At 51.7% G+C, this 23672-nt stretch carries 26 protein-coding genes; 21 read left to right on the top strand and 5 right to left on the bottom strand.

All coding sequences use genetic code 11. The annotated features are described in order from the left end of the window. Positions 1-62: 62 nt before the first annotated feature. The 12 genes from PCH05_RS03630 to PCH05_RS03580 all read left to right on the top strand — a co-directional run bounded on the left by PCH05_RS03630 (position 63) and on the right by PCH05_RS03580 (position 7553). On the top strand, positions 63-647 hold the full coding sequence (locus PCH05_RS03630; protein WP_127600754.1) for a GNAT family N-acetyltransferase: 585 nt from the start codon (positions 63-65) through the stop codon (positions 645-647). A gap of 64 nt (positions 648-711) precedes the next feature. After that, positions 712-1182, top strand: coding sequence for a GNAT family N-acetyltransferase (locus PCH05_RS03625; protein ID WP_127600752.1), 471 nt, complete (start codon positions 712-714; stop codon positions 1180-1182). Continuing rightward, on the top strand, positions 1183-1842 hold the full coding sequence (locus PCH05_RS03620; protein WP_127600750.1) for a hypothetical protein: 660 nt from the start codon (positions 1183-1185) through the stop codon (positions 1840-1842). Positions 1843-2051: 209 nt separating this feature from the next. Then, the gene (locus PCH05_RS03615; protein ID WP_127600748.1) at positions 2052-2699 is read left to right on the top strand and encodes an HD domain-containing protein; all 648 of its coding nucleotides are present in this window, start codon (positions 2052-2054) and stop codon (positions 2697-2699) included. 51 nt (positions 2700-2750) lie between these two features. After that, positions 2751-3188: a hypothetical protein gene (locus PCH05_RS03610; protein ID WP_174806221.1), complete on the top strand. Its 438-nt coding sequence runs from the start codon at positions 2751-2753 to the stop codon at positions 3186-3188. Positions 3189-3215: 27 nt separating this feature from the next. Then, entirely contained in the window at positions 3216-4106 is an 891-nt protein-coding gene (locus tag PCH05_RS03605) for a TIGR01777 family oxidoreductase (protein ID WP_127600746.1), read from the top strand. 95 nt (positions 4107-4201) lie between these two features. Next, the gene (locus PCH05_RS03600; RefSeq protein WP_127600743.1) at positions 4202-4957 is read left to right on the top strand and encodes an enhanced serine sensitivity protein SseB C-terminal domain-containing protein; all 756 of its coding nucleotides are present in this window, start codon (positions 4202-4204) and stop codon (positions 4955-4957) included. A 213-nt stretch (positions 4958-5170) separates the two neighbouring features. Then, complete coding sequence (locus tag PCH05_RS03595) at positions 5171-5476, top strand: hypothetical protein (protein ID WP_127600741.1); 306 nt, start codon at positions 5171-5173, stop codon at positions 5474-5476. Positions 5477-5777: 301 nt separating this feature from the next. Next, the gene (locus tag PCH05_RS03590; protein ID WP_127600738.1) at positions 5778-6170 is read left to right on the top strand and encodes a VOC family protein; all 393 of its coding nucleotides are present in this window, start codon (positions 5778-5780) and stop codon (positions 6168-6170) included. Between the two features lie 87 nt (positions 6171-6257). Next, entirely contained in the window at positions 6258-6422 is a 165-nt protein-coding gene (locus PCH05_RS27145) for a hypothetical protein (protein WP_164766522.1), read from the top strand. Next, positions 6419-7336 (top strand): sugar phosphate isomerase/epimerase, encoded by a 918-nt coding sequence (locus PCH05_RS03585; RefSeq protein ID WP_307719501.1) that lies wholly within the window; start codon positions 6419-6421, stop codon positions 7334-7336. The genes PCH05_RS27145 and PCH05_RS03585 overlap by 4 nt, the downstream gene beginning before the upstream one ends. Then, positions 7329-7553, top strand: a complete 225-nt coding sequence (locus PCH05_RS03580; RefSeq protein ID WP_246049338.1) for a DUF4177 domain-containing protein — start codon at positions 7329-7331, stop codon at positions 7551-7553. The genes PCH05_RS03585 and PCH05_RS03580 overlap by 8 nt, the downstream gene beginning before the upstream one ends. 51 nt (positions 7554-7604) lie before the next feature. On the opposite strand, the gene PCH05_RS03575 is transcribed toward PCH05_RS03580, so the two are convergent. Continuing rightward, positions 7605-8408, bottom strand: coding sequence for an SDR family NAD(P)-dependent oxidoreductase (locus PCH05_RS03575; protein WP_127600732.1), 804 nt, complete (start codon positions 8406-8408; stop codon positions 7605-7607). A gap of 258 nt (positions 8409-8666) precedes the next feature. Here PCH05_RS03575 and PCH05_RS03570 point away from each other — a divergent pair, with 258 nt between their 5' ends. The 4 genes from PCH05_RS03570 (at position 8667) to PCH05_RS03555 (ending at position 11432) form a co-directional block, all read left to right on the top strand. After that, positions 8667-8942, top strand: a complete 276-nt coding sequence (locus PCH05_RS03570) for a hypothetical protein (protein WP_127600730.1) — start codon at positions 8667-8669, stop codon at positions 8940-8942. Positions 8943-9034: 92 nt separating this feature from the next. After that, positions 9035-9736, top strand: a complete 702-nt coding sequence (locus PCH05_RS03565) for a YjjG family noncanonical pyrimidine nucleotidase (RefSeq protein ID WP_127600728.1) — start codon at positions 9035-9037, stop codon at positions 9734-9736. A gap of 217 nt (positions 9737-9953) precedes the next feature. Continuing rightward, positions 9954-10478 (top strand): hypothetical protein, encoded by a 525-nt coding sequence (locus tag PCH05_RS03560; RefSeq protein WP_127600726.1) that lies wholly within the window; start codon positions 9954-9956, stop codon positions 10476-10478. A 117-nt stretch (positions 10479-10595) separates the two neighbouring features. Further along, on the top strand, positions 10596-11432 hold the full coding sequence (locus PCH05_RS03555) for a DUF817 domain-containing protein (protein ID WP_371860509.1): 837 nt from the start codon (positions 10596-10598) through the stop codon (positions 11430-11432). A gap of 62 nt (positions 11433-11494) precedes the next feature. Here the strand turns inward: PCH05_RS03555 and PCH05_RS03550 are convergent, their stop codons facing one another. Together PCH05_RS03550 and PCH05_RS03545 are read right to left on the bottom strand one after the other, a co-directional pair. Continuing rightward, entirely contained in the window at positions 11495-13099 is a 1605-nt protein-coding gene (locus PCH05_RS03550; RefSeq protein WP_127600724.1) for a response regulator transcription factor, read from the bottom strand. 17 nt (positions 13100-13116) lie between these two features. Continuing rightward, complete coding sequence (locus tag PCH05_RS03545; protein WP_246049346.1) at positions 13117-14790, bottom strand: sensor histidine kinase; 1674 nt, start codon at positions 14788-14790, stop codon at positions 13117-13119. A gap of 377 nt (positions 14791-15167) precedes the next feature. Here PCH05_RS03545 and PCH05_RS03540 point away from each other — a divergent pair, with 377 nt between their 5' ends. The 3 genes from PCH05_RS03540 to PCH05_RS03530 are packed head-to-tail and all read left to right on the top strand — an operon-like array spanning position 15168 to position 18650. Beyond that, positions 15168-16070: an ABC transporter permease gene (locus PCH05_RS03540; RefSeq protein ID WP_127600870.1), complete on the top strand. Its 903-nt coding sequence runs from the start codon at positions 15168-15170 to the stop codon at positions 16068-16070. A gap of 15 nt (positions 16071-16085) precedes the next feature. After that, positions 16086-17006: a carbohydrate ABC transporter permease gene (locus tag PCH05_RS03535; protein WP_371860508.1), complete on the top strand. Its 921-nt coding sequence runs from the start codon at positions 16086-16088 to the stop codon at positions 17004-17006. Between the two features lie 36 nt (positions 17007-17042). Beyond that, positions 17043-18650, top strand: coding sequence for an extracellular solute-binding protein (locus PCH05_RS03530; protein ID WP_127600720.1), 1608 nt, complete (start codon positions 17043-17045; stop codon positions 18648-18650). A 168-nt stretch (positions 18651-18818) separates the two neighbouring features. Here PCH05_RS03530 and cysK read toward each other — a convergent pair whose 3' ends face one another. Continuing rightward, entirely contained in the window at positions 18819-19742 is a 924-nt protein-coding gene (cysK, locus tag PCH05_RS03525; protein WP_127600718.1) for a cysteine synthase A, read from the bottom strand. A gap of 151 nt (positions 19743-19893) precedes the next feature. Further along, positions 19894-20622, bottom strand: coding sequence for a YwaF family protein (locus tag PCH05_RS03520; protein WP_246049337.1), 729 nt, complete (start codon positions 20620-20622; stop codon positions 19894-19896). Positions 20623-20957: 335 nt separating this feature from the next. Here PCH05_RS03520 and araA point away from each other — a divergent pair, with 335 nt between their 5' ends. Next, complete coding sequence (gene araA, locus PCH05_RS03515) at positions 20958-22445, top strand: L-arabinose isomerase (protein ID WP_127600713.1); 1488 nt, start codon at positions 20958-20960, stop codon at positions 22443-22445. 120 nt (positions 22446-22565) lie between these two features. Beyond that, on the top strand, positions 22566-23654 hold the full coding sequence (locus PCH05_RS03510) for a GntR family transcriptional regulator (protein ID WP_174806220.1): 1089 nt from the start codon (positions 22566-22568) through the stop codon (positions 23652-23654). The last annotated feature ends 18 nt before the right edge of the window (positions 23655-23672 follow it).

Here is a 23672-nt window from a genome sequence, read left to right as displayed (position 1 = left end):
AATAAGGTTCATGATATAAATAGGAGGGAAGTCCTTATTTTACCAATGGAAGAGGTACCTTTATGGATAAGCGTCAGGTAAGCGCAAAGGATGCTTTTACAATTGAATGCAAGGATATCATGCTGCGGGAATATCAGGTCTTGGACCTGGAGGCCCTGTATGCGTTAACCCAGCAGCCAGAGATCAAACAGTTCCTTCCTGATTGGGATGTCCCTCTCGAACAGAGAATCGATTGGATCACGCATTACGAAACGGTAGAGAACGGGCGTTTTCTTCAAGCGGTGAAAGAGGATGGACGGATTGGCGACATGACTTTGCGTCTCGGGATCATTTTGAAGGAATCGGGTGAGTTCATCGGCTGGTGCAATACCGGAATCAAGGAAGAACTGGAGGAGCCGAACCGTGAAATCATGTACGCTGTATCCAACAGGTATACCCGCAGAGGTTATGCAACCCAGGCGGTTCAGGCACTGTCGCAATACTTATTTGATCATACAGATGTGATCGTACTGAATGCGTTGGCGCTGACCCATAATCATGCTTCCAACAAGGTGATTCAGAAATCCGGATTTGAAACAGCGGGAACGATTCGCATCGAAGACGCGGAGTATCATCATTATAAGCTGTTCAAGCATAAGAACGCGTAATCCCGGGCGAGCTGTTTTTTCAGAAAAACATCGAATCACAAATGATAGGAAAGGCGACAACATCATGAGGTTAATAGAATCAGCACCGGAGCTGCTGGATGAAGAACTGGCCATTTTGAATTCGGATTCATTCTTCAATCAGGTGTCCAAAGACAAAGAGCTATTCACGAAAGAAGAGCTAATCCAGGAGATAAAGGACGGCAAGGAATTGGGAGCGGAACGCTTTCTGATTCAGGAAGGGGATGCCTATGTAGGCATTGTGGAATATTTGATGAAAAATCCGAGTGACGGCTATACGTGGCTCGGCCTGCTGCAAATCCGCAAGGAGGCACAATCCCATGGATACGGCCGCCAGGCGTTGCAGCTGTTTTATGACATCATGAAGGGACGCGAAGTGGAGCGGTTCCGGTTGGGGGTTATTGCCGAGAATGAGCCGGGCCACCGGTTTTGGAAAAAGCAAGGCATGGTGCCGGTGAATTCCGTTATCAATCAGGATCAGAAAACCATTATCGTTTATGAAAAGGAAGTGCCCTGAGTGAAGTCGCTGCTGCTGCGCTTGTTGCTATTCGGCCAGAAACGGCCGGTTTTTACGGAGGAAGAAGAGACCGAATTCACCCGTTTGTATGACCGCATTATCCAGGACGGAGGGATCGCGCCCTATGACAGCTCCTATCCCAAGTTCAGGTTTCTTCAGTACTTGTCGGTGACGCAGCCGCTCCTATTCCACGGTTCAAATCATCAGGGGATTGAGGAGTTTGAGCCGCGCCGGCAGACGTTGTTTGACGGGACCTACACAGATGCTGTATTTTCGTCTGCGGACGGCATTTGGCCGCTTTTTTATGCGGTGCTGAACCGCCGCGGGCTTACAGGGAATATCCGCAATGGATGCATTGTTTCCCGAAGAGGGGAGCGGTTTTACTTTTTCTCGTTAAGCGTAGAGTCTGAAGATCGGCATCCATGGACCGAGGGCATGATTTATGTTCTTCCCCGGGATTCTTTTCGGCAAGCCAGCGAGGGCAAGCTGTATTTCGACGAGTGGGTCAGCGAGAAGCCGGTTAAGCCGCTGTTTCGGCTCAAGGTTTCCCCGGAGGACTTTGTTTTCCTGTCCCGTACAACCTGGCACCGTAGTACCGAGCCTCTTTTCAAGACGTATCTATTATATAAGTGGAGAAGCAAATTCGGGAAGCGGAAGTGAGCCTTCGTGGGCCTGGTTGCAGGGGATGGAGTGGAGATTATGAATGGGCTTTTTTCGTTCTTTTGCCTGCTGCAGGTCCTAGTGTATAATCATAGAAACCAACCTCAAGATAGACTTTCATCGCGGCCTGGCTTAAGACAGAGGTAATTCTTAAAGCCGGGCCTTGTATTTTGCAAACGAACCATGGAAATGGAGAAAGAGGAACAAGCATGACGGAACATGATGAATTGATACATCAAGCGGAACTATTCGTCCAACAGGAGCTCTCCGGCGAGGCGAGCGGGCATGATTGGTGGCATATCGAACGCGTGCGCAACAATGCGCTGGTGATCGCAGCGAAGGAGCATGCCGATGTGGTCGTGTGCGAGCTGGCAGCACTTCTGCACGACATTGCTGACGAAAAGCTGAACGAGAGCAAGGAAGCAGGACTCGATAAGGTGCGCGGCTGGCTGCGTGATCATACCGATGACCAGGAACTGGCCGGCAGGGTGATGGAGATTATCTCAACCATGTCGTACAACGGGGGCAACAATCCGCCGATGACTACGCTCGAAGGTCAAGTTGTCCAGGATGCGGACCGCTTGGATGCGCTGGGCGCCATTGGAATCGCCCGAACCTTCGCTTATTCGGGTGCCAAGGGCCGGATTATTCATGATCCGGGCCTGAGCGACGAAGCGCAGGCGCAGGAGGATTACCGGTCTAACCATAAAACGGCGATCTACCATTTTTACAAGAAGCTGCTGAAGCTGAAAGATTTGATGAATACGCCTTATGCCAGGGAACTTGCCGAGCAGAGGCATGCTTTTATGGAGCAGTACTTGGAACAGTTTTACCGTGAATGGACGGTGCGTGATTAAGCTGGACGACATGCAGCTTACCTGTATTCACTCGGAAAAGGGGGCTAAGGCATGAAAAAGCTCGCAGCAGTGATGTTGATCTTGTTCGGTCTGATGAATGGAGCAGCATCAGCCAGCTGGGCCTATCCGTTCGTGGTCTATGACGGCAGTATCTATGCGGTGACAACGGACACGTTGAGCCGGGATCTGATCGGGAAGCCCATTGGCAAGGTCACGCGTTACTCCGATCAGGAAGGTACCTATCGCGGCAATTTTTCCAACCAGTATCCGAAAGGGACGGTTTATTATGAAATCACCGGCATCGGCACGGAGCGGCAGATCGCGGTTCAGGCGGATGAGAAGACCTATGTGAGGGCCGTCTATCAAGGACCGTATGCAGGTGGCGAAGAGAAAAGCCATGCTTGGTGGATGTATGCCGCGGGAGCTGTTGTTCTGGCTTTTGCCGCCGTATTCGTCTATTACCGCCGCAGGAATACGCATAGCGTTTAACCATAGCAGGGGAAGGGGAGATCGAGAATGAAACGAAAGGTCGTTATCGCCGGCGGAACGGGGTTCATCGGAACGTATCTGGAACGAGAGCTCCAAGAGCTTGGCAGCGAGGTCGTCATGATATCCAGAAGGCCCGGTCATGTGGCATGGAACGACGCGGACGGAATCCGGAAAGCGCTGGAGCAGTCAGAGATGCTGATCAATCTGGCTGGCCGATCGGTGAACTGCCGTTATGATGATGCCAACAAAGCCGACATCCTGAACTCACGCACGGAGACGACCGCGATCCTTGGGCAAGCGGTGCTTGACTGCGAGCAGCCGCCGGCGCTGTGGATCAACTCCAGCACCGCCACCATTTATCGTCATGCCGAGGACCGGCCGATGACCGAAGCGGCAGGGGAGATCGGCTCAGGCTTTTCCGTGGATGTGGCCAAAGCGTGGGAACAGGCATTTTTCGCCTTCGATCTTCCCCATACCCGGCAGGTTGCTCTAAGAATAGCCATCGTTTTGGGCCGCGGCGGAGGGGTCATGATTCCTTACCGCAACCTTGTGCGGTTCGGACTTGGCGGCGTTCAAGGCCCCGGTTATCAAAAATTCAGCTGGATTCATCTGGAGGATATACTGGACATCATTCTTTTCCTGCGGGCGCGTCCGGACTTAAGCGGAGTATTCAACGCTGCTTCGCCGAATCCCGTCACGAACAAGGATCTGATGCTGCAGCTGCGGAAAGCGATGAAGATGCCCTTCGGGCTCCCGGCGCCGGCATGGATGCTGGAAATGGGCGCCCGCGTCATCCGGACGGAAACCGAGCTGATTCTTAAGAGCCGCTGGGTTATTCCGGAAAGATTGCTGGAGGCGGGATACGAGTTCAAATATCCAACCCTGGATAAAGCGCTCGGGCAAATCATCACACCATAAATATGAGGAGAAAGGGCTTTAGTTAATCGCCAAAGAGAGGTACACTACCTATATCGGTCCTTATCCATGATACATTCCTGAAGGGAGCATCAACCATGTCTTTTGAGCCTGCGAATACGCTGGAGGAGAAGCTTGCCAAAGCGGTTAGCGAGCCCTCTGCCAGACCTGACTTTTATAAGGAACTCCGTGATTCCGAAATTTATGCGATCCAAGGCGGGACAAGCCCCGTACAAGAGCGAACCGAGCTGACCGCAGGGCAGTCCGTGCAGCTTTTGAGCGTAGAAATGAACGAGAAGAGATACCTCCCGATTTTTTCTTCCCTGACCCGCATGCAGGATTTCATCAAAGAGCCGGTGCAGTATCTGGCGATCAATGCGGTGCATTTTTTCAATCTGACCAAAGGGGCGGACGTGCTGCTGAATCCGGGTTCGTCGTTCGGCAAAGAATTCAGTGCCCGCGAGATCGAATCGATCCTTGACGGCTCCGTATTCAACGCCCAGGAAGCCTATGTGGTGGAAAAAAACACGCAGACCATGATCGGTCCGCCTGCCGAACCGCCGACAGAGCTGCTGGAGGGATTAACCACCGCTTTCCACGAGCGTTTGAAAAATGTCATCTGCGCGTATAACGCCCAGGTGTTCAACCCGCGCACCGACCGGGCGCCGCGCACGCTGATCGCGATCAGCTACATCGGCAAAGGCGACCACATCATCGAAGAATGCGGCAAAATCGCCGAATCGGTGCAAGTGCAATATTCGCCTATTGAATTTATTGAGCTGAACGGAAGCTCGGGGCTGGAAAGCTACTTCGAAAACCAATGCAAGCCGTTTTATTTGAAGGATACCTTCTAAACCGCTTGCCGCAGCATTACCCGGGTTCCGGTCCTGCCGGAGGTCGGGTTTTTGTTTATAACATGATATTCTGCAGGTGAGTATACCTGATGAAAAGAGGAAGGCAGCTATGACGGGCATATCCGCGTCTGCGGCCATATTGATGCTAGCAGTTCATCCGAACACATTATTCAACTGCTGGAGACCCCTGAGGAGGGAGCTCCCCTGCGAGTCATGGTACAGCGCGACCGGTTGGACTCGATCCTCTCCCGCGAGGATGTGAACGGGGAGGCCAAGGAGCAGGCACGCCGATATTTTGAGGACAAGGATGCTTACCTTGAACGCATATTTACAGCCGATATTATGGAAGTGTATGGCGCGTATGTCGAGCGCATGAATTTGCTGTATGATTGCGCCAAGAAGCTGGATCTGATGAATCAGCGCTTTGAGGCATTTCTGGCCCGGGATCTTGGCGAACCGAATCGGCAAACGGCATTGATCCGAATTTCGGATCAATTTTACAGCGTTATCTATCCCTAAAATTAGATTTCGTGTAAAATAGTGGGTGATAGCTGGTGACTGTCGCCGGGTTTCTATACGTTTAAGGTGGGAGGGGGAGGGAACGATGGAAGGATCAGGTAGTGTAGTCGCGATTATTCCGATGATTTTGTTTTTAGGTTTGGGAGGATTGAGCATTGCTTGTATGATCTTATTCATTCGTTTTGCTACGCGAGCGATCAGGGCACTGGATATCTACTTGCATGAAAAGTCACGCAGATTATGATCGAATGAGTCTTAAGAACATAGCGATTCGAAAACATATCTACGGAGGGTCATATCAATGAGCAAAATCGAGTTTTCCGTTCAGGTTCGCCTTGTATCCGATCTCACGGCCTCGAAGGCATTTTATGAAAAGGTGCTGGGCTGCGAGGTGAATGATTTCTGGGCCGTACGTGATGAGTTTGCCCTCGGCTTCAAGCTGCTGCAGGCAAACAAGCCTGAAGACGTAAAGCCGAATACCATCGGCAAGGATCAGCCGGTAGCCTGGGATACATATGCATATGTCGATACACACAGCGACTTGAATCAGCTGTACGAGGAATTGAAAGCAAGAGGAGCCAGATTCCTTCAGGAGCCGATTCTGACGGAAGCGGACTGGGGAGCCTGGAAGGAATTTACGATTGCCGATCCGGACAATTACTCGATTGGTTTTGGATCTGGCAAGAAGGAATAGAATCCAATAGAATAGAAGGGCTCATGCCGCTGTCAATCGAAACCAAATCGGGCAGCGGCCATTTGTATGAATGGGGAGGTAACGAATATGAATAACGGATCTGGGGGTTATGTGGTAGGCTGGGGGACTTTGGCCCTGATCAATGCCGGGCTGGCGCAGGGAAAAAATCGCAGCGGGCTGAACTGGTTTCTCATCTCGTTATTGATCGGGCCTCTGGCAACCTTATTCATCGTGGTATGGGACAAAAAATGAAGATGAACCGCTTCATGATCGGACAATACGGCAGTTTTGACCGGCAGAAATTCGAACGGGATTTCCGGACGGGATTTTACGGCATTGAAGCCTGCCTGCTGAAGACTGAAGAGGATGTGCGTGCGCTAAAGGATGCGGCTGCAGAGCATTCCTTTCAAATCGGGGTTCATTTTCCGCTTCGGGACAACGGGCGCGTCATCCGTGATGCGCTTGTGATGTCCACGGAAGCCGGGCGGCGCAGGGAAGCCTTCGGGCTCATCCAGGCGGAACTGGACGAGCTGATGCGTCTGGAGCTGCGTCCGGCATATATCCTGTTCCATTACCCGAAGCCGATTATTTTGGATAACCGCGTGGATTGGAGCAGCTGGCATTTTAGCGACCGCCTTGAATATGTGTACGAAAGCGAGTATTCCTTTGACGTATTCCTGGAGCGTACGGAGGAGCTTTTTCAGTGGTTGACTGCGCAAAGCGAGCAGTACGGCTTTACGCCTGTACTGGAGTTCGACGCGCTGAACAAGTACGTCTATGCGTCGGATGCGCTTGAGGGATTGCTTCGGAAATACGGGGCGATCCGGCTGTGCCTGGATACCGGCAGGCTGTACCTGCAGGAGCGAAAAGATCCCTCGTTTCAATCCGTGCCGCTCATGCGGAAATACGCCAAATTTGCGCAGGTGATCCATCTCTGGAATCTGCAGTATGGCGACGGCTTCGTCAGGCTGCGGTATCCGGTACTGCCGGAGCAGCACCTTGCCGAAGGCTGGGCGCCGATTGCAGAATATCTTACCGTCATTCGGGAGGAGAATCCGGATGTTCTGATTCAATTTGAACATCGTTCGGAGCTTGTCGGCGACGAGGAGCTGCAGCGGTGTTACCAGTGGGTTTCGGATATGCTTTCAGTCGGCCGCGGTGGATAAGAGAGGAGGCGAGTTGAAGATTATGGAGCAGTGGGCATACAAAACGGTGAAATATACCCCGGGCGGATTCCTCGGGGGAAAGGTCAAGGAAGAAGACTTCGAGGATTTGCTGAACAGCTACGGCATCGAGGGCTGGGAGCTGGTTTCATGCTTTGATACAAGCTACGGCCAAGGGCAATCGCGGGAAGTAATTGCGGTATTTAAACGCAAGGTATAGGTATTCAAAAAAAAGAAGGGCGCTGCTTTAGCGCCCATCTTTTATTCAACATTACTGTTTCTTTGCCATGAGCTCACGCATTTCCGGAACGGTCGGGTTGGCCAGGTAATGGCCGCCTTCCACTTGGATGGTTTGCCCGGTAATGAACTTGGATTCGTCCGAGGCCAGGAAGACGACGGTATATCCGATGTCTTCAGGCTCGCCATGGTATGCCAGGGCGTTATACTTCTGAAACATATGCAGCATCTCTTCCGGCAGATTGTTTTTGGCTGCTGGCGTCAGGATCAGCCCCGGAGCGATGGCGTTTGCGCGGATGTTCTGCTTGCCGTACTGCGTGGCCACGTATTTGGTCAACTGAACGACTGCCGCTTTGGAAGCACCGTACACGGTGCGGACGGAATCGCTGGCAAATGCGGCCATGGATGCCGTATTGATGATGGACCCGCCGCCGGCTTTGATCATATGCGGGATGGCATATCTGCAGCCGTAAACGACGCTATCCAGGTTCATTTTCATACCGCGGTCCCATTCAGACATGTCCATGTTGACAATGTCCAGGTCCTTCTTCAGATTGGTGCCGCCCACGTTGTTATACATGACGTTCAGCGTGCCATAAGCCTCAACGGTTTTCTCTACGACCTCTTTAATGGATTCTTCCTTGGAAGCGTCGAGGAACATGGCTTGGGCTTCGAAGCCTTGACTCGCGAGTTCTTGAGCGGCTTTTTCAGCGCCCTCCAGGTTATAGTCGGCGATCACAACCTTTGCGCCTTCTTTGGCCATCAGCTGTGAGGACGCCAAACCGATTCCGGATGCACCTCCGGTGACGATGGCTACTTTTCCTTGTACACGTTTCATTTCTATTCCGCCTTCCGTTATATAGTTCAGTTTATTAAAAGTTAGACATAAAATAACTAAATTCGTGAATTATTATATCATTAGTAAATCCGGAAAATCAAATGCGGTTCTGAAGACGTATGATCACAAAACAAGCACCGGCAGATGGGTGTTATTTTATCTAAAATATGGATAAATATACTTTATTTCCGCTTATCTGCCAGAGAAATCGTGGAGGAAACTCAGTCAAGCAAGCAAGGAAGGAGGGAGGAAAAGGCAATGAGCTACTTCTTTTTGGCTATTTTGATATTTATAGGCGGCAATCTGTTATTTGGCTGGTTGTTCGGCGGGACGGGATCCTTTATTTTCACCATGCTTCTCGTCGGCTTCGTCGGCTATCAATATGGAGCGATCCGGGAACTGCGGAGCAGGATGGAGGAGCTGGAAAAACGGGCGGGCCTGCTGCCGGATCCGGATGAATCAATGAGTGATGAGGAGATTGAGAAGGAACTGGAGTCGTATATCGAGCCGCCTGGGAGCCGTCCTTCGCTCTGACGCGGTGGATAAAAAATGCTGTTTCACTTACACTAATAGAAGAAACAGGCACATGACAGCCTGGATATTTACATAGAAGGAAGGCCTGCGATTTGTCTTACGAATGGATTTTATTAGACGCCGACGAAACTTTGTTTGATTTCAAAATGTCCGAAGCCCGCGCCTTGTCCGCGGTGCTGGCAAGCATGCAGCTTGACCCCGAGGATGTCGCAATCACGGACTGTTACAACCGTATTAACCGCGGGCTGTGGCAGGAGCTGGAGCAGGGAAAGATCAATTCTACCGAGCTGAAGGTGGAACGCTTCCGAAGATTTTGCGTGGAGCAGGGGCTGAATGAAGACGCGGGCGTCATCAGCGACCGATATATTCAATCGCTCTCGGAGCAGGCGTTCATTTTGGCAGGGGCGCTGGATCTATGCCTGTATTTGAAGGATCACGGTTACCGCATGGCGATCATCACGAACGGCATCAAGCAGGTGCAGGTCGGTCGGATCGGCCGGTCCGAGCTGAAGGATTTCTTCGAAGCGGTTATCGTGTCCGAGGATACGGGTTTTCAGAAGCCGCAGCCGGGAATTTTTGAACATGCTTTTTCCAGAATTGGAAGCGCGGAGAAGGAGAAAATGCTGATGGTCGGCGACTCCTTGACCTCGGATATCCAAGGCGGAAACAATGTGGGCATCGATACTTGCTGGTATAATCCGGGCCGCCTTCCGAATACGACCGGCATCGTTCCAACCTATGAAATTCATGAGCTGGAAGAGCTGAAAGAGATTTTGGAGCGCAACCGGGCGTGAGGGCTGAAAGCGCATCGATCATGACAACAATTTGATATGGCTGTAACCTTATTGTGACGAATTGGCGCAGGCGATGATTTATAGTAAAGCTATAAGATCACCGCGCCCCCATGAGGTTTTCAGGGATAATTTTTTCATCATCTCGTTTGAAAATAACTCAGCAGGGTAATGGATGATATGGAAATGAAATACATTGTCCATAAAGGAGATATTTTCAATGAAAAAATTGACGCTGTTTGCTACCCTCATGATCGTCGCCCTGCTGAGCTTTGTGACATCGGCCAGCGCAGTCGGAACGGATAAGGAATATACCCCGGTTCCTCCGAGCGAGGACACAGTAACAGCTTATATAACATCGCTGCACAATGAAAACGGACATGTGGTCATTCAAGCAGACCCGATCGAGTGGTACGAAGGGGCTGCAGCCGACCAGAAGTTCATGGAACGCGATAAGGAAGCCGCGGAGGAGCTCGGTGGAGCGCCGGACGGCTATTACATTATTAACGACGACCATACTCTCCAAAGCTACAACGTTGCGCCGGACGCCAAGGTGCTGATGCAGCTTTACGACCATGACGGCACGTACGAGGGAATGCAGATCAACTGGAATGAGCCGGTGTCGCTGGATAAATACCTGGCTATTATGAGCAATGACAAGCTGATGGACATGAAAAATTTTCCGTATCACCTGACCGTTCAGGACGGTAAAGTCGTGAAAATCGTTCAGCAGTATATTCCTTAAAGCCGGCAATCGTACAATCCGTCATCCTATGGATACATGGGATGGCGGATTTTATTTTACGGTCATAAGTGTTACGATATGGAAGAAATTCCTGAACCTAAGAAAGTAGGTGATCCTTTGAAGCAGACGGTTACGAAACAGGTCGGCCCTCTTTATAGATTTATCGTTTTCGGTTTGCTGGAAGCCCGCTCCTGTATCTTTCCGGCCGTCATTTTCCTGACATTGGCCGCTTCGAAGCTGATTCATATTCCTGGTCTGCCAAGGTATGATTTCATTTTGATCATATGCATTCTCGCGCAAGCGCTGATGCTCGCATTCAAATGGGAAACCTGGGATGAGTTTAAGGTCATCTGCATGTTCCATATCATCGGACTGCTGCTGGAATTATATAAAGTACATATGGGTTCGTGGTCGTATCCGGAGGACGGCTGGAGTAAAATCGGCGGTGTGCCTCTCTACAGCGGCTTTATGTACGCGAGCGTAGCCAGCTATATTTGCCAGTCATGGCGGCATATGAATCTGCGGATCACAGGCTGGCCGCGTGCGTATTGGACGGTTGGGATCAGCGTTCTGATCTACCTGAACTTTTTTACCCATCATTATTTATGGGATTTGCGCTGGTGGCTCACGCTGCTTCTGGCGATCATCTTTTTCAGGACGTTCGTGTACTTTGATGTGGCCGGCAAAACGTTTCGCATGCCGCTCGTGCTTTCTTTTGTGCTAATCGGCTTTTTCATCTGGGTGGCGGAGAACATATCGACCTTTTTCGGGGCATGGCAGTATCCGGACCAGCATCATGCCTGGAGACTCGTGCACATCGGTAAAATCAGCTCGTGGTTCCTGCTCGTGGTAATCAGCATTATTATCGTGGCTCAGCTGAAAAAAGTGAAGCAAACCGAGCAGACTGCGGACCCGGTCACCCGAAGCGTCCCTGCCGATCAACGAAACGGCTAAACCCCGTATCCGGGCGGTACAGGGTTCATGCCTTCCCGAAGCCGTATACGGTTTCGGGATTTTTAATGTTGACGGTTTGTTTGCTGTAAATTCCGGTATTCGTACGGCGCACAGCCGGTCTCCTGCTTGAACAGCTTGGAGAAGTAGGAATAATTCGAGTAACCGACTTTGCCTGCAATGGTGTGAACCGACATATTCGTTGTGGCTAACAGTTGCTTCGCAATGCCGATGCGCGCTTCGATAATGTAGTTTCCGAGCGAAATACCGGTTTCTCTTTTGAACAGCCGCGCGAGATAATCCGGGTTTAGAAAGACGATTTCCGCAAGACTCGTTCGGGTGAGATCGTCTCCGTAATGCTTGCTTATATACTGCTGAACCTCTTCAACCACGGATTTGGGCTGCTCCGCGAAATCGCGGTATTTCATGGCTGTGTGTACCAGATAGGTCAAGTATTTCTCCATATCTTCGATGGAATTCAGGGACTGCATGAACCACTGGTCATTCATGGTGCCGGTATACAGTCTGTGGACCTGAATCTCCCTGCTTTTCAGGAAAGAGTAGACGAGCTGCACGAGATCCAGCCGGAACAAGCGAAGCAGCGACGCATTCATGGACTGATTGTTGACCAGGCTGTGCAGATACCGGCTGGTTTCCTCGAGAAATGCGGCCGGATTCGCTTGGTCCAGCAGCTCCTCCAGCAGCATCAGGTTCGGAGGGATGTAGGAGGCTTCCTCATAATTGGCTTGTTCCAGGAAAAAAATCCGGTTGCGGCTGTTGATCATTTCCTCGTTCATATGGATCAGCTGGCGGATCACGGGGTGAACGGACGAAAGGGAGGAAGCCTGCGCTATGTTGCAGCAGGCATCGCATCTGAGAAAACGGTTGGCCTTCTCGATAAATGAGGAGCATAGCTCTTCCATCCGGTGCAGCTCTGGCGGAGCGTCCCATCTTAACATCGCAATCCAGTTGTGATCCTTGTATTCGAGCATCGTTTCAATGGAGTAATAAGGGCTTTGAAACAGCTCATAAAGCACATTCAGCAGCGCGTAATCGAACAGGTCCTTATCTTCCTTGCCCAGGCTGCCGTCATAAGGAAATACCTTGATGAGTATGGGCAGGAACGTATCGCTCATCTGATACGACACATTGTGCTCCGCGATGGTACGGGCGATGACGGCCGGATCGGAAGGGAAGCTTTTCCCGGTGATCAGCTTGCGCCAGAAATGCTCGACGATTTTGTCCTGGTTTTTCTTCCACAAAAATCCTTCCTTGATGGCTTTTTCGATATTTTGTTCTTCATTGGCTTTGGTCACGGCTTTGCGGATAATGAGGGTTAGCTTATCGAATTCGATCGGCTTGAGAAAATAATCGAAGCTCTGCAGCTCGATCGCCTTCTGGGCATAATTGAAATCTGCATAGTTGGTCAGGAATATGGCCTGCACGCTGTACTCTTCCTGACGGATCCAGGCCAGCAGCTCCAGCCCGCTGCCTTGAGGCATTTCGATATCGCAGATGAGAATATGTACCGGGTGCTGCTGCAGGATGTCCCGCGCCTGGGAAACATTATAGGCAGTAAAAATATTTTCAATAGAGAGCGCCTTCCAGTCGATCTTTTTCTCCAGCGCCGTGACGACGAAATAGTCGTCATCAACCAGCAATGCATTCATTCGAAAGTAGCCTCCTTTCACAAAGATTCCGGCGGATGGATCGGCAGGTAAAGGAGCACGCCGGCGCCGCCTTCAGCCAGATTATAGAAACGGGCTCGCGCTTTGCGGCGGTAGAGAAGCTCCAGGCGCTGCAGGGTATTCATGATGCCGATATGCGTCCCGTCGCTTTGGTCGAGCGGCTGTCCGCTCGCAAGCTGTTCGAGAATCTGAGGACTAAAGCCGGGGCCGGTATCGGTAATATGGATGACCGCCATGTCGGCTTCTTTTTCGGCCGTGCGGCTGACCGTCAGGCGAATGCTTACCTCAGTGACCCGGGATACGGCATATTTGACCGCATTTTCGATAAAGGTCTGAAGCACGAGCGGGGGGATGCCGACCTGCTGCGTGTCCAGCTGCTCCTCGATCTGGTACGTGAACGCATGGGGGTAGCGGTGCTGCTGAATATCCAAGTAAATCCGCACATGCTCGATTTCATCCTTGAGCCGGACAAAATCCTGCCCGTTCTGAAAGATATACCTGAAATACCTCGACGTGGACAAGGCCATCTGCTCAATTTCGGCGTACATCTGCATTTGCGCCATGCTATAAATGTTCGTGAGGCAGTTCAGGAAAAAATGAGGCTTGATCTGCAGCTTCATATAGTCGAGCTGAATCCGCTGTTTCTCCAGCTCGCGTTCATAAATATCGATTTTGAAGGTGCGGATTTGCTCGATGAGATGTTGAACCTGCAGGTTGGCTTGCTCAAGCTCAATGATTTTGCTGCTTGTAAAATCCAGATCCTCGCTGTCCTCCTGAAGCTGCGTCAGATTATCGGAGAAGACCTGAATCGGCCGCAGAACCCGTTTGTTGAAGTACAGCATAACCGCGCATAGCGTCAGGGCGATGATGAAAGCCAGTAAAATGATAAGCAGCTGCGCGATCATGATTTTCTCGAACGTTCCGAACCGGATGACCATTTGCACGCGGAACGAGGCGTTGGAGAACTGGCGGCTGACCGTCGTTTGCGACTGCACGAAGCTGAGAATCGCAGGCTTGGCCGGGATAGTCTGCAGCTGCTTTTCGCTGACGCCGATCGGGGTGGTGATGCTTTCCCGGTTCACGTTGACCAGCGAAGCGGAGCCGTTCTCGCCGAGATTGATGCCTCTGAGCGGGCGGATCAGCTCATCTGCAGAGATCAGGCAGATCAGATAACTGTCATTGTAGGGAACGATGTTGATAATGTAGTACTTGCCCTTCACGAGAACGGGGGTCCAGTCGGAGTAGAACTTTTCATAAACATTTTTATCTTCCGTGTAGGAAATGATCTGTTTTTTTAGCTCGAGATAATCGGGATATTGGATGCTTAAGGGAGCGCAGTTGAGAAAAAAATTCTTGCTCTTTAAATAAAAGAAAAAATTGTACTCTTGCCCGTAGTTTTTCTGAAGCTCGGTATACCGCTGGTGAAGCTGCGTGTTGGACTTGAGAAATGCGGTGGAATGCATGCTGTTCGTGTCCATCGTTTTCATGATCTCGTCATTGGCCAAGGTCCATCCCATATAGTGGTTGATATAAGCGAAGTCATGATTGATCCGGTTGATGTACAGGTCTGCCGTATCCTTCAAATTGCGGGTGGACTGCTGTTTCACGATCGAGATGGACGCATAGCTGATGATAAAATCCAGAATCAGCGCGGTGAACAAGATAAAGAGCATAATGTTCACGTAATGCTTGACCGGGTAGGGTTTGCTTGATCGTTTGGGTATGAACCTCATAGGGTATCCTCGCTTATCTCTTCCAATAAAATGAAATGAATGCGCTTTAATATACATTATATAGAACCCCTCACCATAACAACATGTGCGAATCTATGCTTTTTCCCTAAAGTCCGGATAGTACCAGCAAAAAGTCCGGATAATGTCAGTCATTACCAGAGATGGACAGGCCAGGCGATAAGAGGGTCCGGATAATGCTGCGACGAAGTCCGCCTAAGCCCGGCGCAGGCAGATATAATGAAACTTGTTCAGACACCGGGTCAGAGAAAAAAGGGAAAGGGGGAGTCGGTTTGAAAACAGGTCAAACAGGCGGCGCGATGCAGAGGACGTTCGGAAGGATCGGCAGGAATTGGGGGCTTTACGTACTGCTGATGCCGGCAACCATCCTGCTCATATTGTTCGCGTATAAGCCGATGTACGGCGTCGTGATCGCATTCAAGGATTACAGTCCGGCTCTGGGCATATCGGGAAGCCCCTGGGCGGGATTCAAGTACTTTGAAAAGTTCTTTCATTCGTATCAGTTTTCCATCACGATCAAAAATACGCTGATCCTCAGTTTGTACAGCATCGTTACCTTCCCGATTCCGATCATGCTTGCGCTGATGGTCAATCAAATGCGGGTGAACCGGTTCAAAAGGGTGTTTCAGACGGTGACCTACATGCCGCATTTTATTTCCACGGTCGTCATGGTGGGACTCATGCTGATCCTGTTTTCTCCGGGAAGCGGGCTGATCGGGAACATCTACCGTTTATTTGGCGCAGAGGCACCGAATTTGATGGGGTCCGCCGGCTTGTTCAGCAGTGTGTATGTGTGGTCGGATGTGTGGCAGCATGCCGGATGGGACAGCATCATTTTCATCGCGGCCTTGTCTGCGGTTGACCCCAGCCTGTATGAAGCGGCAACGGTGGACGGAGCAAGCCGCTGGCAAAAAATTCGCTATATCGATATCCCGATGCTGGTGCCGACGGCGGTCACGCTGTTCATTCTCCGGATGGGCGGGCTGCTGGGTGTAGGCTTCGAGAAGGTGTATCTGATGCAGAACAATTTGAATATTTCGTCAAGCGAGGTCATCTCCACGTATGTGTACAAAATCGGCCTGTTAAGCAGCCAGTACAGCTTCTCCTCGGCCATCAATCTGTTCAACACCCTGATTAACTTCGTTCTACTCATTCTCGTGAATCAAATTTCGAAAAAGCTCAGCGACAACAGTCTATGGTAGCGGAAGGAGGCTTGAATGCAAATGATGGAAGCTGTGACGAATACCGCGGCAGGCAAAATGAATAACCGGGCATCCGACCGCGTCCTGGAAGTGGCGATGTATGTCGTTGCCGTGCTGCTGCTTATCCTTCTCGTGTATCCGCTGTATTTTATCGTGATTGCCTCCTTCAGCGATCCTTCCGCCGTCGGCAACGGGCAGGTATGGCTGTTTCCCAAAGGCTTCACGCTGGACGGATATAAGGAGCTTTTGAAGCATGAGAACATATGGATCGGATACCGGAACACGATTTTGTATACGGTCGTCGGCACGTTGATTGGCCTTGTCGTTAACATATCGGCAGCGTATGCGCTGTCGCGAAAGGATTTGGTCGGCCGCCAGTTCATATCGCTGTTTTTTATCTTTACGATGTTTTTCAGCGGGGGATTGATTCCCATATTCCTGACCATCCGTGATTTTCATATGTACAATACGTTTTTGGTGATGGTGCTTCCGTTTTCGGTTGTGGTGTACGACATCATCGTGGCGAGGACCTTCTTCCAGACGAGCATTCCGGGCGATTTATGGGAAGCAGCCCAGATCGACGGGTGCGGCAACCTGCGATATTATGCTCTCGTCGTCCTTCCGCTCTCCAAGGCGATCGTCGCTGTGCTCGGTTTATGGATTGCCGTCGGCTTTTGGAATTCTTATTTTAACGCCTTGATTTATTTGAAAAATCCGAATCTGTATCCGCTGCAGCTGATTCTGCGCAACATTCTGATCACCAACCAGATGCAGTCCAGTCTCGGCAGCGGCGAAGCAGCCAACATTGCTTTGCGGCTTGCCAACATGATGCGTTATTCCGTCATCATCGTATCGACGATACCGATCATGTGTATCTATCCGTTCTTGCAAAAGTACTTCAACCAGGGGGTGATGATCGGGGCGGTTAAGGAATGATCCATGCTGTGAATCCAAATGAGGGGGAATCAGGAAATGAAAACAAGAAGAGTTGGGAGATTGCTGATGACGCTCGGCGTTGTGTCTGCGCTTCTGGTAGGCATGACGGCCTGCGGCGGCAGTAAAGAGGAAGGGAAATCAGCCGCGGAAACCGATGGTTCGTTTAACAAAACAGGCTTGCCGATCGTTAAGGACCCGGTAACCCTGAACGTGCTCACCGTGCGCTGGGGCAATATGGGCGATACATTCACGAAAAATACCTGGCTGCAAAATCTGGAAAAAGAAACGAATGTCAAAATCAATTGGCAGGTCATGTCCTCCAATGACTGGGCCGAACAAAAATCGATCATGCTGGCCAGCGGCACGATGCCGGATGTCGTGTTCGGCGATATCGCCTTCTCCGACTCGGATATCGTCAATAATATCAGTTCATTCCGTCCGCTGGACGATTATATCGACCAGTACATGCCGAATTTGAAAGCCGCCATGAAGGAGTCACCGGAGCTGAAGAAGCTGAGCACGTTCCCGGATGGGAAAATGTATTCGCTGCCGGCAAGGCTGCCTTCCCGCCCCGTGACCCAGAATCAGCCGGTCATCAATAAGACTTGGCTGGACAAATTGGGACTCAAGGCTCCTGAAACGCTCGACGACCTGTACAACGTGCTCAAGGCTTTCAAGGAGAATGATCCGAACGGAAACGGCAAGAAGGATGAAATTCCCTACAGCGGCTCCGGCGATATCAGCATGGATTTGCTGAATCCTTTCGGGATTACGGACCTGAATGCGACAGGTATGATGATCCAGGACGGCAAGCCGGTTTACTATCCGACTTCTAATGAATATAAAGAGGGAATCAAATGGGCGCATAAATTGTTCTCCGAAGGCCTGATCGACCAGGAATTGTTCACGCAGGACAACACGATGCTGACAGCCAAACAGCAGAACCCGGATGTCCCGCTGGTCGGATTCACCCATCAATGGACGCCGGATGCCGTGTTCGGCAAGTGGAAGGATCAATATGAGACGATTCCGACGATTTCCGGACCGGATGGCAAGCGTTATCAGGTAGGTGATCCGAACGGGCTCAGCTACAGACGCAACGAGCTGTTGATCACGACATCCTGCAAAACGCCGGAAGTGGCGGCTCGCTGGGCAGACCAATTCTATACCAATGAAGCCAGCATTCAGAACTTCTGGGGCGCGATCGGCACCGTCATCAAGAAAAACGACGACGGCACGTACTCGCTCATGAATCCGCCGGCAGGCACCAGCGCGGACGCCTGGTATTGGGACAGCTCCGTTCGCGACTTCGGTCCGAAATACGTCAGCCCAAGCTTTGAGAAAAACATCATTCTGGATCCTTCGAACGGGGACGGATTGAAGCTTGAAATCGATAAGCTCGGCAAGGATTACGTCACGACGCCGTTCCCGAGTGTCATGTACACGGCGGAAGAATTCCAGGAGCTGCCGACGCTGACGACCGATATCGATACTTATGTGAGAACGAACCGTGCACAGTGGATCACCAAAGGCGGCATCGACGAGCAGTGGGATGCCTACGTGAAGAAGCTGAATGAAATGGGACTGGATAAGCTGGTGAAAATCCGTACGGATGCGTATGAACGCTACAATAGCGTGAAATAGCAAATAGCCGCCTCCTAATGGGACGGCTGCATGCCAAGATGATATTCACGGCTCATTTAAAAGAATAAACATTACGGTATAACGTACCGCCCCTGCGAAAAGGAATTGCAGGGGCGGCTTGTTGTCATTCAGGTTGTTTACTTGCTGGGCAAGGCACTACCCGGTGGGTTAGAATATCCCCATGCTAAGGTACCGTTCGCCTGTATCAGGAGCGATGCACAGCACCCGCTTGCCCGGGCCGAGACGGCGGGCAACCTGCAGGGCGGTCCATACGGCAGCGCCGGAGGAAGGTCCGACGAGGAGGCCTTCTTCGCGCGCGAGTCTGCGCGTGGTCTCGAGCGCATCCTCATCGCTCACCTGAAAAATTTCGCCATAGACGTTCGTATTCAGAATCGAAGGGACAAAGCCCGGGCTTGTACCGACCAGCTTATGCGGACCCGGCTGTCCGCCGGACAGCACCGGAGATCCCTTGGGTTCCGCGACATAAATGCCGATGCCGGGAAGACGCTCCTTCAGCACCTCGCCCGTGCCGGTAATCGTGCCGCCGGTGCCTGCAGTGGCGACGAAGGCATCGAGCCGGCCGTCCATCTGCTCGATGATTTCAAGCGCCGTCGTGCGGCGGTGGATATCCGGATTGGCCGCATTCTCGAATTGCTGCGGAATGAAGCTGTCCGGAATCTCCTTGCTGAGCGCCTCAGCCTTGCGAATCGCACCCGGCATGCGTTCCGCCGCTGGGGTCAGCACCACTTCGGCCCCGTAGGCCTTTAAGATGTTAATCCGTTCCTTGGTCATGTTGTCCGGCATGACCATGATCGCGCGGTAGCCTTTGGCGGCCGCATTCATGGCTAAGCCGATTCCAGTGTTGCCGCTCGTAGGCTCGATGATCGTGGAGCCGGGCTTCAGCAGCCCGTCCTTTTCAGCCTGGGCAATCAGATTGAAGGCGGCACGGTCTTTCACGCTTTTGCTTGGATTATAGAATTCGAGCTTGACGTATACTTCGGCATCCGCTGCGTCAACAAGGCGCTGAAGACGGACTGCAGGTGTTTGCCCGATCAGCTCGGTAATATTTTGTACCACTTTAGGGTGTGTCATGGCTGTATGAACGCTCCTTTATATGTTATATCATACTAAACCGATAGATTCTTCCGTCTATTATAGTTCTTACCGGTCGATAGCACAATCGAAGGCAACGGAGCGATGCTTAGGATTCCTGATAAGCGGGAGAGGACGCAGACCGATGTCTTTATCCTGCTGAATGACCGCGAGTTTTACCCGCCTTGGATATTTTGCTGGGGAGGACGAAGAACAGGAGCTGCATGATGGTGAAGATCAACAGGGCGATGCCTTCTTCAGCCAGCAGATAAACAGGGTAGGGACCGAGAAAGTCCAGGATAGACGCGGTGGAAGGCTTATGCATCAGAAACATATAGTTAGACCCCAAGAAATAATCGATGATGCCGACGATAAGCGCCGCGATATTCAAAAAGACCATGGTGAGTCCGATCGATTTCCAGGTCGGTCTGTAATTCTCAATCCAGGTCATATACAGAGAGGCAAGAACGATCAGAATATGCGCGGCAAAAAATTGATAGAACCGGATGTGCGGAAAAGCGTAGCCCAGATTGGGTGTAATCAGAGCCTGCAACGCGCCGCCTATTCCAGCGAAGAACAATATGCCGTACAGCAGACGGCTTCTGGTCAGAAGCATCACGATTGAGAGCAGCAGGGTCAGACTGCAAAGCTCCAGAGGCAGGGTATACTGCAGGCTCCAGGTCCCTTCCGCGGCATTCCAGATATCGAGCACGGCTTCGGATCCGGTCAGCAGGAGGATGAGCGCGCAACGCATGATGATCTTCGTGCGGGCGCTTTTTTGCAGCTTGTGCCTGAACGCATAAAGCAGCCATGAAGCGATAACGAGCACCAGAAGTGCGATCAGGTGAGAAGATGAGAACAGGACAAACGAATTATTCATGGGCATTTCTCCTGAAGGTTACGTGTCATATTTTTAAATGGGTCTGAAGAAAACAAGCTGTAACGGGTAAGAGGGAATGATTCGGAAGGATTCTGAAGAAGCAAAGCAGTCTCCGACAAGCTTTCCTTGGGAAAGCTCACCTCGAAAGTATACTACCATCATATCCCATGCATGAGTGCAGGAAAAGATAAAATTCCGCTTGCCTTTTCAAGAAATCGGTCATAAAATGTAGCCATACAAGTTGTGCGTACAAATTATTTATTATCTCATTGGTGTTATATATGTTCGTACAAGTTGGATGAGACATTTACATGAATTCGGGAGGATCTAACAGGATGAATATGAAACCGCACTCATTTTGGTTTGTAACAGGCAGTCAGCATTTATACGGTCCGGAGACGCTGGAGCAGGTAGCTGAGCATTCGCGGACGATGGCGGAGCAGCTGGATCAGGATCCCATGTTCACCTATCCGGTGGTGTTCAAGCCCATCGTGACAACGCCGGATGAAATATACAGCCTGATCGTGCAGGCTAACAGCGATGCTTCCTGCGCGGGGATCATCACCTGGATGCACACGTTCTCTCCCGCAAAAATGTGGATCGCAGGGCTTTCGCAGCTGCAGAAGCCGCTGCTTCATTTCCATACCCAGTTCAATCGCGATATTCCATGGGATACGATGGACATGGACTTTATGAATCTGAACCAGTCTGCGCATGGCGACAGGGAGTATGGACATATCGGGGCTCGCCTCGGGATTGCCCGCAAAATCGTCGTCGGGCACTGGGAAGATCCTGAAGTCCGGGAGGGCATTGCCGGCTGGATGCGCACGGCAGCCGCGTATGCCGAGAGCCGCCGCCTGAAAGTGGCGCGTTTCGGCGATAACATGCGTGAGGTAGCCGTGACGGACGGAGACAAGGTCGAAGCCCAGATCAAATTCGGCTGGTCGGTGAACGGCTATGGCGTCGGGGATCTGGTTCAGATATTAAACGAGGTCAGTGACAGCGAGGTCAAAGCGCTGCTGAACGAATACGCGGAGCAGTATACGATCACGAAGGCAGGGCTCAGCGACGGTCCAGTGCGGGAAGCGATTGCTTATCAGGCCCGCATCGAAATTGCTTTGAAACGTTTCCTTGAAGCAGGCGGATTCGGAGCGTTCACGACGACCTTCGAAGACCTCCATGGTCTGAAGCAGCTCCCGGGCCTTGCCGTTCAGCGCCTGATGGAAGCGGGGTACGGCTTTGGCGGAGAAGGCGACTGGAAGACGGCGGCGCTGACGCGGGTGCTGAAGGTGCTGGCGGATAACAAGCGCACGTCCTTCATGGAGGATTACACTTATCATTTTGAGCCCGGCAATCATATGATCCTTGGCGCCCATATGCTCGAGGTATGCCCAACCATTGCGGCCACCCGCCCTTCGGTTGAGGTGCATCCGCTGAGCATCGGCGATAAGGAGGATCCGGCCCGCCTCGTCTTTGACGGCCAGGACGGTCCAGCGGTCAACGCATCCCTGGTCGATTTGGGACACCGTTTCCGCCTGCTGGTGAATGTCGTCGACGGCGTGAAAATCGAGAAGCCGATGCCGAAGCTGCCGGTCGCACGGGTGCTGTGGAAGCCGCAGCCTTCCTTGCGTGAATCGGCTGAAGCGTGGATTCTGGCAGGGGGAGCGCATCATACTGTGCTTTCGTATGCGATCACGGCGGAGAATCTGACTGACTTTGCCGAAATGGCCGGCATTGAAGCCGTCATTATCGATAAGAACACGTCGATCCAGCGCTTCAAAAATGAGCTGCTGTGGAGCGACGCGGCATACCGTCTGCGCTAGGATCCACTTATCTGTATTCGCCCAGCCTATGATACAATGAAACATAAGAAGAGCTTTAGGTATCGGCCATAGGTACGGGCCTGAAAGCTCTTAAACAAGAGCGTTTTGCTGAGGTGAATAATGAATAATAGACGAATACCTAAATATATGCAGTTAAAACATGAACTGCTCTCCTGGTTCGAATCGGGTAAGCTGCAGCGCGGACAGCAGGTGCCTTCGGAGAACGAGATCGCGGAGCAGTTCGGCATGAGCCGCCAGACGGTTCGCCAGACCTTCGGAGAGCTTGAGAAGGAAGGCTGGCTCGAACGGATCCAAGGCAAGGGGACCTTCGCGAGAAACCCGGAACGCCGTGAGGGTGAGCAGGTCAAGACGATCGGCATCATTACGACGTACATTTCCGATTATATCTTTCCGCATATCGTCCGCGGGGCGGAAGCGGAGCTGCGAAGCCGAGGCTATAGACTTCTATTGTCCAGCACGGACAACAACAAGGAGAAGGAAATGGAGAGCCTGCAGCTCATGACGAGTCAGCCGCTCAGCGGACTGATCATCGAACCGACGAAAAGCGCCGAAGGGAATCCAAACTTGGCCTATTTCCTGGAGCTTCAGGAAAAGGGAATTCCTTACCTGATGATCAACGAGAAGTACCGGGAACTGGAGTGCACCTGCCTCAAGGTGAATGATGAAGCCGGAGGCTATAAGGCGGCAGAGTACTTGCTGGAACAGGGCCACGTCCGTATCGCCGGATTCTTCAAACGGGATGATCTTCAGGGGGTGAACCGGCTGAAGGGCTTCCTCGCCGCCCATAAAGCAGCGGGGATCAGCGCTTCTCCGAAAAGAGTCGTCACCTACACCACCGAGCAGAAAAACACGCTTCCCTATCAGCAGGCGCTGCACATGCTGGCCGAAGGAGAGGAACGCCCGACCGCGTTCGTATGCTATAACGATGAGCTGGCTGTGCTGTTAATGGAGGCTGTCTCGGCAAGCGGTCTGCGGGTGCCGGAGGATGTATCCATCATCGGATTTGACGATTCCAGCCTCGCATCGGCTTCGGGAACGAAACTGACGACGCTCACGCATCCGAAGACGATGATGGGACAGGAGGCCGCAAGCCGGTTGATTGCGATCATTGAGCGTGGAGAAACAGCGGAGGACAGGGTATATGAGCCCCAGCTGATCGAGCGGGATTCGGTTGCGAAGAGAAATTAGAAGTCCATAAAGGAGTCA

Origin of the sequence: Paenibacillus chibensis (genome assembly GCF_004001045.1) — a bacterium.
GTDB classification, from domain to species: domain Bacteria; phylum Bacillota; class Bacilli; order Paenibacillales; family Paenibacillaceae; genus Paenibacillus_AQ; species Paenibacillus_AQ chibensis.
This window is presented reverse-complemented; position numbering and strand designations above follow the sequence as displayed.

Excerpts from the sequence above, each read along its gene's own strand:
- PCH05_RS03630 (WP_127600754.1), top strand. The coding sequence starts at position 63 with ATGGATAAGCGTCAGGTAAGCGCAAAGGATGCTTTTACAATTGAATGC.
- PCH05_RS03625 (WP_127600752.1), top strand. The coding sequence starts at position 712 with ATGAGGTTAATAGAATCAGCACCGGAGCTGCTGGATGAAGAACTGGCC.
- PCH05_RS03615 (WP_127600748.1), top strand. The coding sequence starts at position 2,052 with ATGACGGAACATGATGAATTGATACATCAAGCGGAACTATTCGTCCAA.
- PCH05_RS03610 (WP_174806221.1), top strand. The coding sequence starts at position 2,751 with ATGAAAAAGCTCGCAGCAGTGATGTTGATCTTGTTCGGTCTGATGAAT.
- PCH05_RS03605 (WP_127600746.1), top strand. The coding sequence starts at position 3,216 with ATGAAACGAAAGGTCGTTATCGCCGGCGGAACGGGGTTCATCGGAACG.
- PCH05_RS03600 (WP_127600743.1), top strand. The coding sequence starts at position 4,202 with ATGTCTTTTGAGCCTGCGAATACGCTGGAGGAGAAGCTTGCCAAAGCG.
- PCH05_RS03595 (WP_127600741.1), top strand. The coding sequence starts at position 5,171 with ATGGTACAGCGCGACCGGTTGGACTCGATCCTCTCCCGCGAGGATGTG.
- PCH05_RS03590 (WP_127600738.1), top strand. The coding sequence starts at position 5,778 with ATGAGCAAAATCGAGTTTTCCGTTCAGGTTCGCCTTGTATCCGATCTC.
- PCH05_RS27145 (WP_164766522.1), top strand. The coding sequence starts at position 6,258 with ATGAATAACGGATCTGGGGGTTATGTGGTAGGCTGGGGGACTTTGGCC.
- PCH05_RS03585 (WP_307719501.1), top strand. The coding sequence starts at position 6,419 with ATGAAGATGAACCGCTTCATGATCGGACAATACGGCAGTTTTGACCGG.
- PCH05_RS03575 (WP_127600732.1), bottom strand. The coding sequence starts at position 8,408 with ATGAAACGTGTACAAGGAAAAGTAGCCATCGTCACCGGAGGTGCATCC.
- PCH05_RS03570 (WP_127600730.1), top strand. The coding sequence starts at position 8,667 with ATGAGCTACTTCTTTTTGGCTATTTTGATATTTATAGGCGGCAATCTG.
- PCH05_RS03560 (WP_127600726.1), top strand. The coding sequence starts at position 9,954 with ATGAAAAAATTGACGCTGTTTGCTACCCTCATGATCGTCGCCCTGCTG.
- PCH05_RS03550 (WP_127600724.1), bottom strand. The coding sequence starts at position 13,099 with ATGAATGCATTGCTGGTTGATGACGACTATTTCGTCGTCACGGCGCTG.
- PCH05_RS03545 (WP_246049346.1), bottom strand. The coding sequence starts at position 14,790 with ATGCTCTTTATCTTGTTCACCGCGCTGATTCTGGATTTTATCATCAGC.
- PCH05_RS03540 (WP_127600870.1), top strand. The coding sequence starts at position 15,168 with ATGCAGAGGACGTTCGGAAGGATCGGCAGGAATTGGGGGCTTTACGTA.
- PCH05_RS03535 (WP_371860508.1), top strand. The coding sequence starts at position 16,086 with ATGCAAATGATGGAAGCTGTGACGAATACCGCGGCAGGCAAAATGAAT.
- PCH05_RS03530 (WP_127600720.1), top strand. The coding sequence starts at position 17,043 with ATGAAAACAAGAAGAGTTGGGAGATTGCTGATGACGCTCGGCGTTGTG.
- cysK (WP_127600718.1), bottom strand. The coding sequence starts at position 19,742 with ATGACACACCCTAAAGTGGTACAAAATATTACCGAGCTGATCGGGCAA.
- PCH05_RS03520 (WP_246049337.1), bottom strand. The coding sequence starts at position 20,622 with ATGAATAATTCGTTTGTCCTGTTCTCATCTTCTCACCTGATCGCACTT.
- araA (WP_127600713.1), top strand. The coding sequence starts at position 20,958 with ATGAATATGAAACCGCACTCATTTTGGTTTGTAACAGGCAGTCAGCAT.
- PCH05_RS03510 (WP_174806220.1), top strand. The coding sequence starts at position 22,566 with ATGAATAATAGACGAATACCTAAATATATGCAGTTAAAACATGAACTG.